This window comes from Tenacibaculum agarivorans, from assembly GCF_001936575.1.
In the GTDB taxonomy this organism is placed as follows: domain Bacteria; phylum Bacteroidota; class Bacteroidia; order Flavobacteriales; family Flavobacteriaceae; genus Polaribacter; species Polaribacter agarivorans.
The window spans coordinates 17,024-33,688 of sequence record NZ_MSMP01000008.1 but is presented as its reverse complement, the minus strand read 5'-3'; the positions used below and the strand labels follow the sequence as shown (position 1 = coordinate 33,688).

General features: G+C 28.8%; 14 protein-coding genes. 8 read left to right on the top strand and 6 right to left on the bottom strand.

Annotated elements, in window-relative coordinates:
• The first annotated feature begins 169 nt into the window (after positions 1 to 169).
• The 6 genes from BVC87_RS07565 (at position 170) to BVC87_RS07540 (ending at position 6,940) form a co-directional block, all read left to right on the top strand.
• The gene (locus BVC87_RS07565) at positions 170 to 691 is read left to right on the top strand and encodes an RNA polymerase sigma factor (RefSeq protein ID WP_075341763.1); all 522 of its coding nucleotides are present in this window, start codon (positions 170 to 172) and stop codon (positions 689 to 691) included.
• A gap of 56 nt (positions 692 to 747) precedes the next feature.
• Complete coding sequence (locus BVC87_RS07560) at positions 748 to 1,674, top strand: FecR family protein (RefSeq protein WP_075341762.1); 927 nt, start codon at positions 748 to 750, stop codon at positions 1,672 to 1,674.
• On the top strand, positions 1,675 to 4,119 hold the full coding sequence (locus BVC87_RS07555; RefSeq protein ID WP_075341761.1) for a TonB-dependent receptor plug domain-containing protein: 2,445 nt from the start codon (positions 1,675 to 1,677) through the stop codon (positions 4,117 to 4,119). It begins immediately after the preceding gene.
• A 439-nt stretch (positions 4,120 to 4,558) separates the two neighbouring features.
• Positions 4,559 to 5,965 carry a vanadium-dependent haloperoxidase gene (locus tag BVC87_RS07550; RefSeq protein WP_075341760.1) on the top strand — a complete coding sequence of 469 codons (1,407 nt, stop codon included), beginning with the start codon at positions 4,559 to 4,561 and terminating at the stop codon, positions 5,963 to 5,965.
• A gap of 447 nt (positions 5,966 to 6,412) precedes the next feature.
• Entirely contained in the window at positions 6,413 to 6,676 is a 264-nt protein-coding gene (locus BVC87_RS07545; protein ID WP_075341759.1) for a hypothetical protein, read from the top strand.
• A gap of 57 nt (positions 6,677 to 6,733) precedes the next feature.
• Complete coding sequence (locus BVC87_RS07540) at positions 6,734 to 6,940, top strand: hypothetical protein (protein ID WP_075341758.1); 207 nt, start codon at positions 6,734 to 6,736, stop codon at positions 6,938 to 6,940.
• Between the two features lie 229 nt (positions 6,941 to 7,169).
• Here BVC87_RS07540 and BVC87_RS07535 read toward each other — a convergent pair whose 3' ends face one another.
• Together BVC87_RS07535 and BVC87_RS07530 are read right to left on the bottom strand one after the other, a co-directional pair.
• Entirely contained in the window at positions 7,170 to 9,857 is a 2,688-nt protein-coding gene (locus tag BVC87_RS07535) for a CHAT domain-containing protein (RefSeq protein WP_143569739.1), read from the bottom strand.
• Between the two features lie 22 nt (positions 9,858 to 9,879).
• Positions 9,880 to 10,395: a hypothetical protein gene (locus BVC87_RS07530; RefSeq protein ID WP_075341756.1), complete on the bottom strand. Its 516-nt coding sequence runs from the start codon at positions 10,393 to 10,395 to the stop codon at positions 9,880 to 9,882.
• Positions 10,396 to 10,480: 85 nt separating this feature from the next.
• Here BVC87_RS07530 and BVC87_RS07525 point away from each other — a divergent pair, with 85 nt between their 5' ends.
• Both BVC87_RS07525 and BVC87_RS07520 read left to right on the top strand, forming a co-directional pair.
• Positions 10,481 to 11,065 (top strand): RNA polymerase sigma factor, encoded by a 585-nt coding sequence (locus BVC87_RS07525; protein WP_075341755.1) that lies wholly within the window; start codon positions 10,481 to 10,483, stop codon positions 11,063 to 11,065.
• Entirely contained in the window at positions 11,062 to 11,865 is an 804-nt protein-coding gene (locus tag BVC87_RS07520; RefSeq protein WP_075341754.1) for a hypothetical protein, read from the top strand. The genes BVC87_RS07525 and BVC87_RS07520 overlap by 4 nt, the downstream gene beginning before the upstream one ends.
• 67 nt (positions 11,866 to 11,932) lie before the next feature.
• Here BVC87_RS07520 and BVC87_RS07515 read toward each other — a convergent pair whose 3' ends face one another.
• From BVC87_RS07515 to BVC87_RS07500, 4 genes are all read right to left on the bottom strand, one after another.
• Positions 11,933 to 12,595, bottom strand: coding sequence for a 4'-phosphopantetheinyl transferase family protein (locus tag BVC87_RS07515; RefSeq protein ID WP_075341753.1), 663 nt, complete (start codon positions 12,593 to 12,595; stop codon positions 11,933 to 11,935).
• Positions 12,596 to 12,599: 4 nt separating this feature from the next.
• On the bottom strand, positions 12,600 to 13,331 hold the full coding sequence (locus BVC87_RS07510; protein WP_099098843.1) for a head GIN domain-containing protein: 732 nt from the start codon (positions 13,329 to 13,331) through the stop codon (positions 12,600 to 12,602).
• Positions 13,332 to 13,483: 152 nt separating this feature from the next.
• Positions 13,484 to 15,901 carry an ABC transporter permease gene (locus BVC87_RS07505; protein ID WP_075341751.1) on the bottom strand — a complete coding sequence of 806 codons (2,418 nt, stop codon included), beginning with the start codon at positions 15,899 to 15,901 and terminating at the stop codon, positions 13,484 to 13,486.
• A gap of 41 nt (positions 15,902 to 15,942) precedes the next feature.
• Positions 15,943 to 16,644: an ABC transporter ATP-binding protein gene (locus tag BVC87_RS07500; protein ID WP_075341750.1), complete on the bottom strand. Its 702-nt coding sequence runs from the start codon at positions 16,642 to 16,644 to the stop codon at positions 15,943 to 15,945.
• Positions 16,645 to 16,665 lie beyond the last annotated feature (21 nt).

Here is a 16,665-nt window from a genome sequence, read left to right as displayed (position 1 = left end):
AATCTTGCGTTAAAAAACTCTTTTTAAAAAGAACCTAAAATTTCAACTAAATCAAAAAATAGAGAAACAACTCCTCAAAAAACATTGAAATTCCTTTATGAATTTGCTCAATTCAAAAAATAACAATCGTTAAAATTATTCTATCTTTACTTGAATTAATTTGGACACAATGGAAAGTACTTTCTCTGTTTGTCAGGAAGATGTTTATGATGAATTATATAAAACTCATGCTGAGAGTTTAAGAAATCATTTATACTTTAAGTTTGGAGATTTAAATCAGGCTGAAGATATTGTACAGGAAGCTTTTATTAAGCTTTGGCAAAAATGTAGCAGTATTATTTATGGAAAAGCCGCTGCTTTTCTATATACAGTTTCTAAAAATTTATTTATTGATGTAATACGATCTAAAAAAGTAGCCTTAAAATTTGAAAAAAATAGTCTACCAACACATGATATAGAGGATCCGTATTTTCATTTAAGAACGAAAGAGTTTCAACAAAAATTAGAAGCTGTAATTTCGGAATTACCAGAAAAACAAAGAGAAGCATTTTTATTAAATAGAATTGAGAAACTCACTTATAAAGAAATAGCTGAAAAACTTGAAATTAGTCAAACAGCTGTTGAAAAACGTATTTGCAAAGCATTAATTAAACTTAAAGAAATAACTGAATTACAAAAACGTTCCATATAAGGTTGGGTAATAGAACTTTTAAAACGTTAAGTAACTGAATAGTAAAATGTTTAAGCGTGAATAAAAAATTACTTAAAGATAATTTAATTGCTAAATGGCTCGATAATAGTGTAAGCGATGAGCAAAAAAAGGAACTAGAAAACTCTGGCGAATTAGATGAGCTTAAGGTCGTTTTGGATGAAATTGATACTTGGAAAGTTAAAAAATTCGATACTGAAAACGGTTTAGTGGAACTCAAGAAACGAAAAAAACTAGTCATTGCTCCTCCTCCACCAAAGAAATCTAGTTTTAGTAATCGTTGGCTACAAATTGCTGCAAGCATCCTAATTTTAGTTAGTGCGGGATATTTTTCATGGAATCTATTGTTTAATCAAACCATTACAATAAAGACACAAATTGCAGAGAATAAAACTATTGAATTACCTAGTGGTTCCACAATAAAACTGGACGCAGCATCTGAAATATCTTACAAAGAAAAAAATTGGAATGACGATCGAACAATACATTTAAAAGGTCAAGCATTTTTTGATGTTACAAAAGGTTCTTCGTTCAAGGTAATTACAGATAGAGGAAATATTAATGTATTAGGCACACAGTTCAATGTAAATACTTCTAATGCTGTTTTTGAAGTAATCTGCTATGAAGGTAAAGTAAAAGTTACTTATCAAAATGATGAGTTAATTTTAACTAAAGGAGAATCTGCTTTGGTTCAGAAAAACGAATTACAAGAAACAACACATATTAACACTGCCCCAGATTGGACAAATGGTTATAGTAAATACAATAAGACTAGCTTACAAGAGGTTCTTACAGATTTAAAAAAATACTATAATATTAAAATTCAATTACCTAAAAAGTACGAACATTTAGAATTCTCAGGAACTTTAACTCATAAAAACTTAGATACGGCATTACAAACTTTATTTGTAACTATGGAAATAAAGTATGTTATTGGTAAAGATAATACCGTAATTTTTGAATAAATGAATTTGAGATTTTTCTCTTATAAATTACTTTTTTTAATTTATTGGTTATGTACTATTAATACTCTTTTTGCACAAAAGGGTAATCGCATTACACTTTCAGATAAGCTGAATCAAATTGAAAAAAAATTCAAGGTTAATCTTTCTTATAATCACACCTTTTTTAACACTATTTTTTTAGAGAGTGATTTTAATTGTACTACGATTTCAGAATGTATTACCATAATTGAAGAGAAAATTCCTGTAAAATTTGAAAAGAATGACACTAATTATCTAATTATTCCTCTAAGAAAAGATTTCAGCTTTACAATAGTTGAAAATGACACAAATGAACCTATTACTTCTTTAGTGTATCAAATTCAGGACAAACCCAAGCAAAATCTTACGCTTTCTAACGAAGTTTTTACACTTAAAAATATATTTCCGTTAGATTCCATACATTTAGAATCTTACTTTCATAAAACCATTCATATACAAGCTAAAGACTTAGAAAAAAATAGTCTGTTGAAATTTTACACCAAACAATTTCGTTTAAATGAAATTGTTTTAACCAACTATTTAACCAAGGGAATTGATTCAAAAATAAGCGATCATAGCATTCAAATTAAAACAAAAAACTTGGGTTTGTTAGCTGGTGAAACTGATGGCGATATTTTTAATGTAATTAGTAATATTCCAGGTATACATTCGCCGAGTGGAAAATCAGGAAATTTAAATTTTAGAGGCAATACCTATGATCAGAATTTGGTTCAGATTGATGATATTCCTATTTATCATTCAGGTCATTTTTTAGGAGCTATTTCCCCTTACAATGCTGCTGTTATTGATAATATTGAGATACAGAGAAATATGCTACCCGTTAAGTTTGGTGGTCGTGTTGGAGGATTGATTAATATGAAAACAAAAAATAAAATTCCTCACAAAAACAGTTATGAAATTATTGCAAATACTTTATTTGCCGGTCTTTCAATTAATACAAAACTTCTAGAAGATAAACTTTCCCTTTTAGCTGCTTACAGAACAAGTTACCCAGGCATTAATTCTCCTAAATTAGAAACCATTTCAACGTTAATATTTCAAGGAAGTCGTATCGAAACTGTGGTTGGTTCTACTAATCTTGATACTGGTTTTTCGGATATGAATGTTGCCCTGAATTATAAGATCAACGAGCGTCATTCCACTACAGTAAGTTTTATAAATATTGAAAATGATTTATTTGCTGAAGTAAGAGAAGTTCAAAATCCTAATCAAACTGATTTTATAGATTTAGACTTAGACAACTGGGGAATTACTGGTAAATGGAAAGCTCAATTTTCTGATAAATTGAGTACTGAATTACGATTTAGCAAATCTAATATGCGAATCAATAATATTAGTGAAGGTTTTGCAAGAGATCAACGCTTTAGTTTTCTTAAATATGAAAATATAATTTCAGATACGCGTTTTATTGCTGAAGCTACTTATAGTTTCAATCCAAATACCATACTAGAAGGTGGCTATAATGTGATAAATCATGAATTAACTAGTAATGAGATGGAACAAGAAAATAACCTGGATCTAAGGAGAGACCAAAAAGCAACCATTCATTCAACCTACTTATCATTTCAAAAGAATTGGAATGATAAGTTAAATATCAATTTTGGATTTCATAATAATTATTACACCCCTTCAGGTGATTTTTATGTGAATCCAAGACTTACAGCCAGTTATGCTATACATAAAAGACTATATGTAAAATCTTCTTTAGGAACTTCTAATCAGTTTATACAAAAGAAATTCGTAAATGATTTTGATGATTTTAACATTACCAATCAATTTTGGTTTTTACCCAACAGAGAAATTGCTCCTTTAAAAGGAACTCAATTTATGTTTGGTGCTGTATTCAATCCTAAAAAATGGTTAATTGACTTAGAGTTTTTCAAAAAGGAATCGAATAATATTACAAAAAAGATCGATAATAAACGTGGAAGTATTTCAAGTATTGGCGCTGATGTATTTGTTAAAAAGACATGGAACAAAATAGAAGCATGGATTAGCTATTCTTTAAGTAAAACAGAAACCACTTTTGATAATACTACTTCAGATGCTTTTTTTGACCAACGTCATATCCTAAACTTAACAAGCTTACTAAATTTAAATAAATGGAAGTTTGCACTTTCTTGGCGTTATTTTTCTGGAATGCCAGTAATATATCCAAACGATCCTACTATTAATACTTCTAATTTGATGCTTTCTGATCGTTTTGACGGATCTCATCAACTGGATTTTTCTTCTTCTTATACTTTTTATAATACTTCAAAAAGTTTTAAAACGGTAATTGGTTTATCTATTTTAAATGTTTATGATCAAGATAATACCGTAAATATTTTTCAAAATCCTACTGCAAATACTTTTCGTAAAACCAGCAGCTTTGCTCCTAATCTACAGGTTAATCTATCATTTTAATACAATAAAAAAATAACTCACCTTATCCTTCTTTTTAAACAAATTATTGACTAACAATTACTTACACCTAAAAACCCACATTAATATTAAAAAAAAGTACTTTTTTTAAAAAAAGAGGTTGGGTAAAAAACAATTCAGACGTATTAAACACAAATGGATGTAATATAGTTTTTATTAAGACCTGAGTTCGATAAATTAACTACTATTAGAAAATAACATTCCGAAACCAATTAGGGGATTAGTGTTTATGGGAATTTAACTTTCTAGTACAATCGAACTCAGGGTAATAAAAATTTTGAACACATAAAATTTAAATTATTGATTATACAATTACCCTTTTCAAAATTATTTACGGCCTAAAAAAACGAGAAAAGAGCACATTTTCACGAATTATAAACTTGAATTGAAACGATTTAAGTTTTTAAAAAACGCTAAAATTATGAAAGCAAAATATGTAAAGTGGATAGCTTTATTATTCATAAACATTATAATATTTCAGTCTTGTAATACAGAGGAAGACGTTTTAATCAATGATACTGAAGAAACAAATGAATCTTTTGAAATAGCTGATAATACTACAGCATTAATTATAGATTGGACGAATCTTTGGTTATCTATAGATCAATATACCAAAAGTATGAGACCTAATACCATAACCAGAGCTCTAGCATATATTCACCTAACAGGTTATGAAACAGCTGCTCCTTTTATGGATGACTATTCTTCAAATACCGAAAGGTTAACTGACTTTAATATTAATCTTTCGAATTTAGAAGACAATGTTAACTTAAACTTGGCTTTGAATACTGCATATGCATTGGTTATTGATCATTTTATGATGAATCTTGAAGATGGTGTGAGACAAAATATATTCAATTTTCATCATCAAAAACAAACAGAATTAATACAAGAACTTTCGCAATCTGAAATAGAAAACTCAGAAAAATGGGGAAAGTATGTAGCAATACGTGTCATTAAGTATAGTCAAACTGATAGAGATGCCGAAATACAAATTGATAATCCCACACCTAATAGTTACATAGCTCCTGTTGGTACAGGTTTATGGCAAGCAAATGGAAATGAAGAAGCTTGGTTTCCTTATTGGCGAAAAGTAAGAACATTTACCATTACTCCTGAAGAGTCTAGTAGCGTTGATTTTAATTCGGTTTTGCAATACAGTACAGATACATCTAGTGCTTATTACCAACAAATGAATGAGGTATATCAAACTACAATTACAGCAGCAGCAGAAAATAATGAAGATTTGTGGATTGCAGAATTTTGGGCAGATGATGTGGAAGGATTAATGATTAGTCCTCCAGGTAGACAGTTTTCAATTGCCAAACAATTGATAGAGCAATATAACCTAGATTATGATAAAGCCTTAGAACTTTTACTACGATTAGGTTTTGCGATTAATGATGCCGCTGTTTCAGCTTGGGATGATAAGTACACCTATAATATTGAGCGTCCAAGCAATTATATTACAAAATATATTGATGAAGATTTCACAACTAATTTATCACGATTTATAGACGAAGAAAATCCTGCTTTTCCAAGTTATCCATCGGGACATGCAACATTTGCAGGTGCAGCAGCAGGTGTTTTTATCGGCTTTTTTAAAACCGATAGTATCAATTTTACAGATCAAACTTACAGTGATTATATAAATATCTCATTTAACGGAACAGCAAGAAGTTTTACTTCTTTTACTGAAATGGCAAGAGAAAATGCATATTCTCGAGTGCCTTTGGGCGTACATATTGAACAGGATGCAATTGAGGGTTTACGATTGGGATATGAAATTGCGAATGCTGTAAACAATTTTAATTTACATAATAATTAGGGTTTAGGTAAATTTCTCCGAGACGAAACTTTATAATATTTTAAGGGTTTTTATAGTAGTTTTTGGTTTCATAAGAATAAAGTTAGTCTCGGGGTATTTACTAATTATCCATAAATAAACATTTCTCTTGTTTTACGTATAATGATTTAATTCTGTTTAGTCATTATATTTAATTATACTTCTTTTTTTTCTTACTATTTGATTTGCCCCAACTTATCTTCCAAATCATTTTTTTATTAAAAAAATTAATTCTTAGGGTAACAACCACTATGAATTAATACACGCTTTAGTTATACCCACAAAATATGTCAAGACATTACTAACAGACAATAGTGAAACTCAAACAAAACAGTTTTACATAAACAATATTCTCTCGAGAAGGATAGACACAAACTGTGAGTGTCTGTAAATGTTCACAGTAAATATCATTTTATTAATATTTTAATTATGAAAAATTTAAAAAACATAGGGCAACCCCTAACTAAAGTAGAACAAAAAACAATCAATGGAGGAATAAAAGATCCTAATCCACAAAATTATGTAGTATGTTATACTATAACTTATGGTTATTGGAGTCACCCAGATCGTAACGATCCAGACTATCATGATTCTGATACATCTACTTTTCATACAACTACAGAATTTGATCCAACAATAAACATGTTTCCTGTTTCTTTTAGTGCAATAATACCAACCCCTGCAGGATGTTAATAATTAACAGGCAGAGGGCATTAACTTTTTACTTAATTTAAAACTCAATATTTAATTATGAAAAATTTAAAAAATGTAGGTAAAATCTTATCTAAAGTAGAACAAAAAGAAATTTGTGGTGGTTTAAAACTTGCTCCTCAATGTGATACTGATGAAGATTGTGGAGAATCAGTTTATGTTCACACTCCAACAGGTAGTACTTGTTATAAAGTTTATTGTAGTCGAGATAAACAATGTCATATGTCAATTCTAACGACATGTTAATTTAATTGATAATGACTCTTTATATCCATTTAGAGAGTCATTATCTAACATTAAATAAAATAGCCTTTATATCTCAATTTATTTACTGCCTAAATTTCTATTGTATAAACAAACAGAAGCGAAAGATTATAGTTTAACTTGTTCAAAGATTAGCACAAAATATTATGGAAAAAACTTGTCAATAGAAAACGTAGCGTTTTAATTAATAAATCTTCTTAGCACTTTTATTTCATATTGCTTCGTAAAAACGCTCGAAATAACGAGAAGAGTTTAGTTTACGCTTAATAAAGATAAAAAATACGCCTAAAAACAATACAATTCCTCCCAGTACCCATAGAAATTTATCTAAAAATGATGTGTATAAAACTATTTCTCCATCACCCATTAAAATTATAGATGCCCAATAATACGGAGCAACTTCAGAAGTTTTAGTGGTTTGTAAATACTGTAACTTTGCATTGTGCAATGCCATAGCTTTTGATTGTCCTGATTTTAAATTCTTATAAAAACTCTCCATGATTTTAGCAGTGGCTTTGTCGTTAACGTTCCACAAAGTAGATACTACCGTATTCGCTCCAGCATGGAAAAACCCGCGAGACAAACTCATCACTCCTTCTCCTTGTGAAATTTCTCCTAATGATGTACCGCAACCACTCAAAACTACTAGCTCAGCTGGAATAGAGCTTGTATATAATTCATAAGTCATCAATTTACTATCATGAAAAGCAATCCATGGATTACCTGATGCTTCTGCATGCGTTGCTAAATGCAGCATACTATTTCCTGGTGCTTCGGAAAAAAAAGTGTTTTTTGTAGCTTCATTCTGTAAAAACTTACGTCCATTCATTACGGCTTGGATACTTTTTAATTCATCAGCTGTTTTTTTCAAAGTACTTAATGAATCATGTCTAAAAGATATAGGTGCAAATCCTACAAAACCTTTTTTAACTTCTCTTTGTAAACTACTATTATATACTAAAAAAGAAACTGAATATGCGTAGCTAATTTGGTTTGTTTCTATCAAATATTCATTTGTATTTTTATTCGTAATCAACGCTTCAAACGGAATATTTTGTAATTCTCCATCAGGTACAATAATAAGTTTTTTTCCAGTAAGTAATCTTCTTACTTTTTCTTCAGGAAATAACAATTTATATAGATCATGAGCTGTTTCTTGAAAGCTCTTTTTATTTGTTATAGTCTCAAAAGGTTGTGAAATACGTTGCCTAAAATCCGCTACAAGGGAAATTACATTTCTTGTTTCTTTTACATCAAAAACATGAGCCTCTTCTTTAGTTATTAGTACGCCATGTAATGTAGGGTTATTTTTATCATCCGCATTCCATATGTAAGAAACAATTGCTGTATTTTTTTCTAGTTTCTGTTGTATTTCTTCTACACTAATAACTTCTGCTTGACTTTTTGCATCATTATATGTAGGAAAAGTTACTTTTAAAGAATCTATAAATTTCTGATAACGCTGTTTATATTGAAATAAATCACTTTCTATTCTATTGGGTTCTTCTTTTTCCTTCTTTAAAATTTCCTTCTTCAAAGTATGTTTTCGCTCCTTTACACTTAAAGGAAGTCTATCATCTACATTCTCTTTAATTCCTTCAATAAGTATAATGGCCTTATTTCTCTCAATAAAATAGAATGCCGCATTATGATCATTTAAAATCATTGCTATTGAAACTCCTAATGCATATAATTGAGATGCTTTAGACCTCCAATAGAGCTTCGATTGCTCCTCTCTGTTTTCTTGATGTAAATATGATAATAACTGATCCGCCAATTTTATATTTTGAAGAGCTATGACAAGATCATCATTAACATTCTCAGATGTTCCTCTTAACATTAAAAGATTAGATTTGTCTATTAAAACATCTACTATATAAGGAATATTGGATAACTTTTTTAAGATTGAAATATTTTGAACATCTTTAATTTCGTCATTTAAATTTCCAATTGTATTTAATGTAGACTGTAATGTACCTAATGCTTTTGTGTACTCTTTTTTATGCTTAAAAAAGGTACTCAACTGATGCTTATATTTGGCTATTGTTATAGAATCATTACAAAAGTTCATTCCTTTTTCTATAAATACTTTGGCACTATCTTTTTTAACTAAATTATATAAGTCAGCTAAGTTTGCATATGTATTACATGTATTTTCTGAATCGTTATTTTCTCGATATAGTGCTAAATTTTTGAAATGGTATTTTCTAGCTTTCTTAAAATCAAACAAACCATTTTCTATGTATAAAAAAGCTAGGCTATTATTTAAACTAATTTCTTGATTATAATCAAAAGGGATTTTTGCTAATAACGATTCTGCCTTTTGTAATGAACGAATCTTATTTTCTATGCCGTTCTTCCCTCCAATCCCATCATAAACAATAGCTAGGTTTAGGTATTGATTAATTATCTTTTTATAATCCTTTAACTCTTCAAGAATCCGAATCCCTTCCTTATAATATTCAACAGCTTCATAGAAATCTCCTTCATCCAAATAAATACGACCAATTTCACAATAACTCTGAGCAACTCTTATTTGCACAGCATTTAATGCTATTACTTTTTTATAATTAATTAATGCTTGTGAGTTTTTGCCTTGTCTGTAGTGAAAATAACCTCTTCTAAAATATAGCGCAGATAGTTCAGTTTCTTGATTTTTAATTGATTCTAAAGACGTAATCGATACATTTACATAGTAAATTGCATCATCTAAATGTGAATACCATATTCTTTTTGAAAAATCTCCTGATATTTTTACAAAAGTCATCTCATTCTCACACAATCTTAACAAACTATCGACTTCCTTTTTAAGCAAAGGATACTCTTTAGTGAAATCAAGATTTTGGTATTCTTTAAAATAATTTTGACTTCTAACCTCAACTACAAAAAGTAAGACCAAAAGCCAAAAAAGTATTTTAATATTAGTTGTCAATAGGATGGGTTAAAATTGATACTGGACAATTGAATGTTGATGGATTATCTACAAAAACAGCAAGTCTAAGATCTGGATGTGTTGGAATTTGTACCCTTGGTTTACACTCAACTTCTGCAGGACAATATCCCTGTACCTTCCATAACTCTCCATTAAGATTGTCTGGACAAAAATCTAAGTCAACACAAAGTAAATACCCTGTAGCTAAATGACTTAATCGTGCTTGATGCTTTTCTTCCTCTGTTACACCATCTTCCCACTCTACATAAAATGAAAACACTTCATTTGCAGACATAATAATTGAGGAACAATCGTACATTCGACCTTGACCAATTATACCTGTATAATTTTTTGGATTTCTATTTTTGGAAACAATAGTATTCTTAACTTTTAATGACTCTATAATTACGATTTCTTCATCTAATTGACGATCTGAGGAGCAGGCAATAAGAGTTAAAAACATACTTAAAAATAAAAGCTTGCTTTTTCTTAAAAAAAACTTCATAAAATACAAATTAGGTTTATATACCTATTTGTGCTAAAAAAATCACAAATGTTACCTTAGCAAATATAAAAGTTTATTTTTGTGAGTGGTAGAAAGAAAAAATGAAGTGTTAAAAAGCTCTGAATACTTAGAAGCATTAGTAGCTAACGATTCTATAATTATACGAGAAATTTATGATCGTATTTTTCCTAGTGTACAATCTTACATTATAAAAAACGGAGGTAGCCAAGAGATCGCTGAAGATGTTTTTCAGAAAGGATTAATACAGCTCATGATTCGTTACAGAAATGAACCTTTTACAATTAATGGTTCTTTTAAAGCTTATTTTTTCACCGTTTGTAGAAACATTTGGAGACGAGAGCTTAAAAATTCGAAAACTAAGGTAACAAAAGACACTTTTTTTGAACTTCAAAATGAAGAGCATGAACTTGCTTTACTAGCTTTAGAGCAAGAACGTTGGGAATTATTCAATGAAAAATTAGAGCAAATCTCTGAAAACTGTAGACAAGTTTTATCTTTATATTTTAAGAAGAAATCGTATCTAGAAATTAAGAATATATTTAATTATAACTCTGAATCTGTAGTTCGTCAACGTGTTTTTAAATGTAAAAATAAACTTATTGAAATTATAACTAAAGATCCTCGTTTTAAAGACTTGAAAGAATTATGACTAGTGAAGAGCACGAATTAATTTCTGATTATCTCAATGATCGACTTTCTTCTACTCAAATTGTAGAAGTAGAGCAACGCATGCGTATTGATTCTACATTTCGAGAACAGGTACTTATAGAACAACAACTATTTGAAACATTGAATCCTGATGAATGGAGTTTAGCTAAAAATATTTCCTCTGAAAAAAAAGAGCTTTATCAGAAAGTTTATAAAAGTAAGGCAACTGAGGGTTTTAAAAAGACATTAGAACAAGTAAACACCGAATATCAAAGTACGCAACGAAACTCTTCTAAAAAAAGTTTCAAAAAATGGTATACTGCTGCAGCTGCAATACTTATTATTGGAAGTTTAGTTTTTTTACTTCCTAGAAAAAGTTCTTCACAAGAGTTGTATGCTGAATCTATAGATTTATCAGAATTACCTTCTATGGTTGTTCGAAATACTAATAGTGCTGTAAACCTTAACTTAGCTCAAGAAGCCTTTGAAGCTAAAGAGTTTCAAAAAGCGTTAGAACTTATTCTTAAAGAAGAACAAATAACACAGAAAATTAGCGGAGTTACATTACTTTATAAAGGTATTGCATATTTAGAGCTCAAAAATTATGATCAAGCACTAGAAATTTTCAAGACAATTAGTTCTAGCACATATATTGTTTCTCAGGAAGGACATTGGTATAAAGCATTATTATTTTTGAAAAAAGAAGATCGAGAAAGTGCTCGAAAAGTACTTAATCTTATTATTACTAATCCTAACCATTACAAGTATAAAGAGGCGAAAAAAATTCTAAAAGAGTTGTAATCTTCTACACTAAAAACAGAATAAAGCTTGATAACTCAAAAGTTAAAACACTAGGTACATAAGTAAATTACCGTATAGTAACTAAATTCCTTGTATCTACTTTGTTAATGATTATGTCTTTTTTATGAATTGCATTTTGGGAGGCTATGTTACAAGTGTACCCTTCTTCTATTGTAATATTGGAAACATAAAATACATCATTATCAATTTGTGTTTTATTATCTTTTACTTCAAATGATTTTAACGGTATAGATAAACCTTTTCCATGTGCCTTTATTATTGCTTCTTTTTGTGTCCAATACTCATAAAAAGCAATTTCTGGATAATTATTCTTTTCTATTTTCTTCCATTCATAAATAGTCATTTGATCTTTAAAAATTTCTATTTCCACATCTTTAATGAGTTCAATATCTACTCCTAAATCGTAAGATTTAGAAATAGCACATAAAACGATATTACCCGAATGAGAAATATTAAATTTTAAGTCTAAATTTGAAAAAAAGGGTTTGTTGTATTCCGTATACTCTAACTCAAACACTTCTAATTCACTATTTAAATCTTTCATACCGTTTAATAATAAAAGCCTACCTAATAAGGACAATTGAGCATCTTGCCATCTACGGTATTTTAAAATTTTTTGTTGATACTTTTTAGAGAACTTCGTTAAACTGTTTTGTATTAAGTTACGGTGATTTTTCTCGTCTATATAAGCATAATAAATGTAAACCATGGAACTACTCAATACTCTTTATTGTTGTATTTCCAATAATTAATCCTTTTTTAATTTTAGGAGATCCTTTATATCCTACTTCTGCCTCTCCGTAAGCTGTAACTTTTAATAAATCTGTAACATTGAACCGATAATCTCCATCTCCATATGCTGTAATTTTTGTAGTATTATTAACAACTCCTAGTGTATTAATTTTACTTTCCCCATAAGCAGTAAATTTTTGTCTATCAATATTACCTTTCTTTATTTCTAGAAAACTTTCTCCATAAATAGTAACTCGTAAATCATCAACATTTAATTCATTAATTAAAGTTTGAGAAGCTCCATAAATATTAAACTTAACTTTATTTTGTTCCACAACACCCTCTAATTCAAACTTTTCTTCTCCCCTTAAAGAATAAACGTCAACATTTTTATATGTTATTATAATTTTTGCTTGTGTTCCTTTATAAATAGGCTCCTTTTTTTTATACCCATTTTCTTTAATGACTTTTGTTTTTGTAGTTATTTTGGCTCCTTCTAAAAATATGTGTAGGGTATTCTTTTCAACCTCGATATTAAGTTTTTCCATAGGAACTTTTAATTCGTTAATTGTAACGGATTCTTTTTCTCCTTTTCTAAAAACAGCCTCAATATGAGGACTAACAATTACCTTATCAAAACTATTTAACTGAATAGTTTTTGATTGCCCTAATAGGTCTTGTATACCAATGATAATTATTAAACTAAGTATCATTATTTTTAGCATTGTATTTTTCATATTTCTAATTATTTTATTTTTAAACAATAATTTTAAGCTATACTCCAAATGAAGAATAGCAAGCCTCTACATTCTTATTTTAATAACAATCAGTTATTTAGATCATAATATATAAGATTACCTCTTCATTAATCTTCTCTCAATACTTTAGTAGGATTATTTAAAGCAGCCTGAATACTTTGTCCGCTTACTGTAAAAATAGTAATACATAATGTAAGAATTCCAGCTAGGATAATCACACCTGAACTAATAGATATTCTATAAGCAAAATCTTCCAACCAAATATTCATTGTGTAAAAAGAAATAGGAATAGATATTATAAAACCTAAAAATGCCCATTTAATAAAATCTTTATTCAAAATCGTAACAACTTGATAAACAGAAGCTCCATTAGCTTTTCTTATTCCAATTTCTTTTTTACGAAGAAAGCATGTATAGGAAGTAAGTCCAAATAACCCCATAGCAGCAATTAAAATAGCCAGTAAAGTAAATATTTGGAAAGCATCACTAAATTTTTTATCATCCTTGTAAAGTAGTTGATATTTTTTTTCTAGAAACTCATAATTGAAAGTACTGACTGGAAATATAGCACTCCATTTTTTTTCTATTTTTTCTAAAACTTCTGCAAACTCTACTTCGGTTTGTGCTTCTAATTGTACTAAAAGATTCTTCGAATTATCTTTATAACGAATAAGCATTGGGGTTATAGATTTCTTTAGACCAAAATGATTGTAATCTTCTATAACACCTACAATTGTCCAATTTATATTCCAAAATTTTAATGTTTCACCGATTGCATCTTTTGCATTACCTAACTCCATTTCTTTTAAAAAAGTTTCATTGACTACAACTTCAGTATTAGAATTTTCTACAGAAGGATTAAATGTTTTTCCTGAAATAAACTTCATTCCTGTTATACTAAAGTAATTTTCGTCAACAGCATAATTGTAAAATACTTTTTTTAGACTTTCCTTTTTACTAGGTATTATAATCCCTCTGTTAGAGGATAAATTATCTTGATGATCTCCAGGATATGTATCTGAAGCAGCTGTTTTGGAAACAAAAGGAAGGGTTACAAGTTCATTTTTAAGAACATTAAATTTTCTCTTTAATAATGAATCATTCTTAACTCCAATAACTTCACCTTTTACTGCTATCACCCCATTAAGATTAACTCCAGTAGATTGTTTTCCCATAAACTGCATCTGTTTATGAATAACTATGGCTCCTATAAGTAAAGAAGTAGTTATAATAAACTGAAATACAACTAGTATTTTTCTGATATTAAATTTACGGGAAGAGGCATTTATTTTTTTCTTTAGAGTAATAATAGGAGACGAATTACTTAATAATATAGCTGGGTATAAACCAATAAATAAAACGCCAAAAAATAAAAATAAGAATGTAGGTAAGAGATTTATAACATCATTAAAACTAAAGTATAATATATGTCCTGAAAAGGATGTGTATAAAGGTAAAAATATAATAGCAACAGAAATTCCTATAATAATTGAGATACTATTAAGTACCATTAGTTCTATTAAAGATTGAATAATGAGTTGATAACGAACGGCACCAACTACTTTTCGCATTCCTACTTCCTTTCCTCTATCTAAGAATTTTGTAGAATAAAGATTAATATAATTAAGCCAAGAGATAATGATGATTATGTAAGCAATAGTTGTAAGAAATTTAATACGTTTTGCACTACCATTTTCGTTAACTTCATACGGTTTATTAGAATGTAAGTGAATACTTTCTATGGACTCTATATTGTGTCTTTCTTCTTTATTTTTTTCAATATCACTATCAATAATCTTATTCCTAAGAACTTCTTCATTTGTAGAAGGTATTGTTTTTATATAAGTGTAACAATTATTGTTATTCCAGTTTAATTCGTAGTCATTCTTACTAAAGGCTTCCCATTTTTTTTGTGTTGAAAATGAAATAAGAAATGAATTTTTATAATGTGAATTTTCTGGAATGTTTTTCATTACTCCAGTTACTGTTACCAATATCTTTTTACCGTTTTGATAAATTTCACAAGTCTTTTTAATAGGATTTACGTCACCAAATAGTTTTTTAGCTAAAGATTCATTTAAAACAATTGAATTGGGCTCTTGAAGAGCTAATTCGCGATCTCCTTTTACTAAAGGAATGGAAAAAATTTTAAAAAAATTCTTATCTGCTAATGATCCTGAAGACTGTTCAAATATTTTATCACCAACTATAAACGTTACTTTTTCGAAATAATATAATCTGACATATTCAACTATTTCGGGAAATATTTCCTTAAGTGTTAGCCCAGTTTTATTGTATGTCATGGCATCACCAGGCACAAAAGAATCTCCTTCTAAATAATCTAAATATACTCTGTATACTGAACTAGATCCTTCAAATTTATCATAACTTTTTTCATATTTAACGTAAGCCATAATTAATATAAATATGGCAATACCTGTAGAAAGACCTCCTATGTTTATAAGAGAATACATCGGATTCTTTAATAAATACCGGATAGCTATTTTTATATATAGATTAAGCATTGGAAAAATATTAATATGGTAAACGTAACTATAAAATCAAATTATGATAACACAGAAGCAGTAATAGGTTTATTTTGACTTTCTGTAACAATTTGTCCATCAAAAAGATTGATAACTCGGTGTGCATAATGTGAATCTCTATCAGAGTGTGTTACCATTACAATAGTAGTATCATCTCTATTAAGTTCTGTTAACAAGTTCATTACTTCAATACCATTTTTAGAATCTAAATTCCCAGTAGGCTCATCAGCAAGAATTAATTTTGGATTTGTTACTACCGCTCTAGAAATTGCCACACGTTGCTGTTGACCTCCTGATAATTGTTGTGGAAAGTGCTTTTCTCTATGACTAATATTCATACGTTCTAAAACCTCTTTTACACGTTCTCTACGTTCTTCTTTCTTTACATTTAAATAAATTAAAGGAAGTTCTACATTTTCAAAGATGGTTAATTCATCGATTAGATTAAAACTTTGAAAAACAAAACCAAGATTTCCTTTTCTTAAATGAGTTCGTTGACGTTCCTTTAAATTTGCAACTTCATGTCCTCCAAACTTATAACTTCCTTCTGTAGGATTATCTAACATTCCAATAATGTTTAGTAATGTAGATTTACCACAACCAGAAGGTCCCATAATAGCTACAAATTCACCTTCTTTAATGTCTAAATTCACATTATTAAGTGCTAATGTTTCTACCTCTTCAGTTCTAAACGTTTTCTTTAAATTTTTTATCTGTATCATTTCTATTTGTTTTTATACTAT

Excerpts from the sequence above, each read along its gene's own strand:
- BVC87_RS07545 (WP_075341759.1), top strand. The coding sequence starts at position 6,413 with ATGAAAAATTTAAAAAACATAGGGCAACCCCTAACTAAAGTAGAACAA.
- BVC87_RS07555 (WP_075341761.1), top strand. The coding sequence starts at position 1,675 with ATGAATTTGAGATTTTTCTCTTATAAATTACTTTTTTTAATTTATTGG.
- BVC87_RS07510 (WP_099098843.1), bottom strand. The coding sequence starts at position 13,331 with ATGATACTTAGTTTAATAATTATCATTGGTATACAAGACCTATTAGGG.
- BVC87_RS07530 (WP_075341756.1), bottom strand. The coding sequence starts at position 10,395 with ATGAAGTTTTTTTTAAGAAAAAGCAAGCTTTTATTTTTAAGTATGTTT.
- BVC87_RS07565 (WP_075341763.1), top strand. The coding sequence starts at position 170 with ATGGAAAGTACTTTCTCTGTTTGTCAGGAAGATGTTTATGATGAATTA.
- BVC87_RS07550 (WP_075341760.1), top strand. The coding sequence starts at position 4,559 with ATGAAAGCAAAATATGTAAAGTGGATAGCTTTATTATTCATAAACATT.
- BVC87_RS07505 (WP_075341751.1), bottom strand. The coding sequence starts at position 15,901 with ATGCTTAATCTATATATAAAAATAGCTATCCGGTATTTATTAAAGAAT.
- BVC87_RS07520 (WP_075341754.1), top strand. The coding sequence starts at position 11,062 with ATGACTAGTGAAGAGCACGAATTAATTTCTGATTATCTCAATGATCGA.
- BVC87_RS07515 (WP_075341753.1), bottom strand. The coding sequence starts at position 12,595 with ATGGTTTACATTTATTATGCTTATATAGACGAGAAAAATCACCGTAAC.
- BVC87_RS07540 (WP_075341758.1), top strand. The coding sequence starts at position 6,734 with ATGAAAAATTTAAAAAATGTAGGTAAAATCTTATCTAAAGTAGAACAA.
- BVC87_RS07500 (WP_075341750.1), bottom strand. The coding sequence starts at position 16,644 with ATGATACAGATAAAAAATTTAAAGAAAACGTTTAGAACTGAAGAGGTA.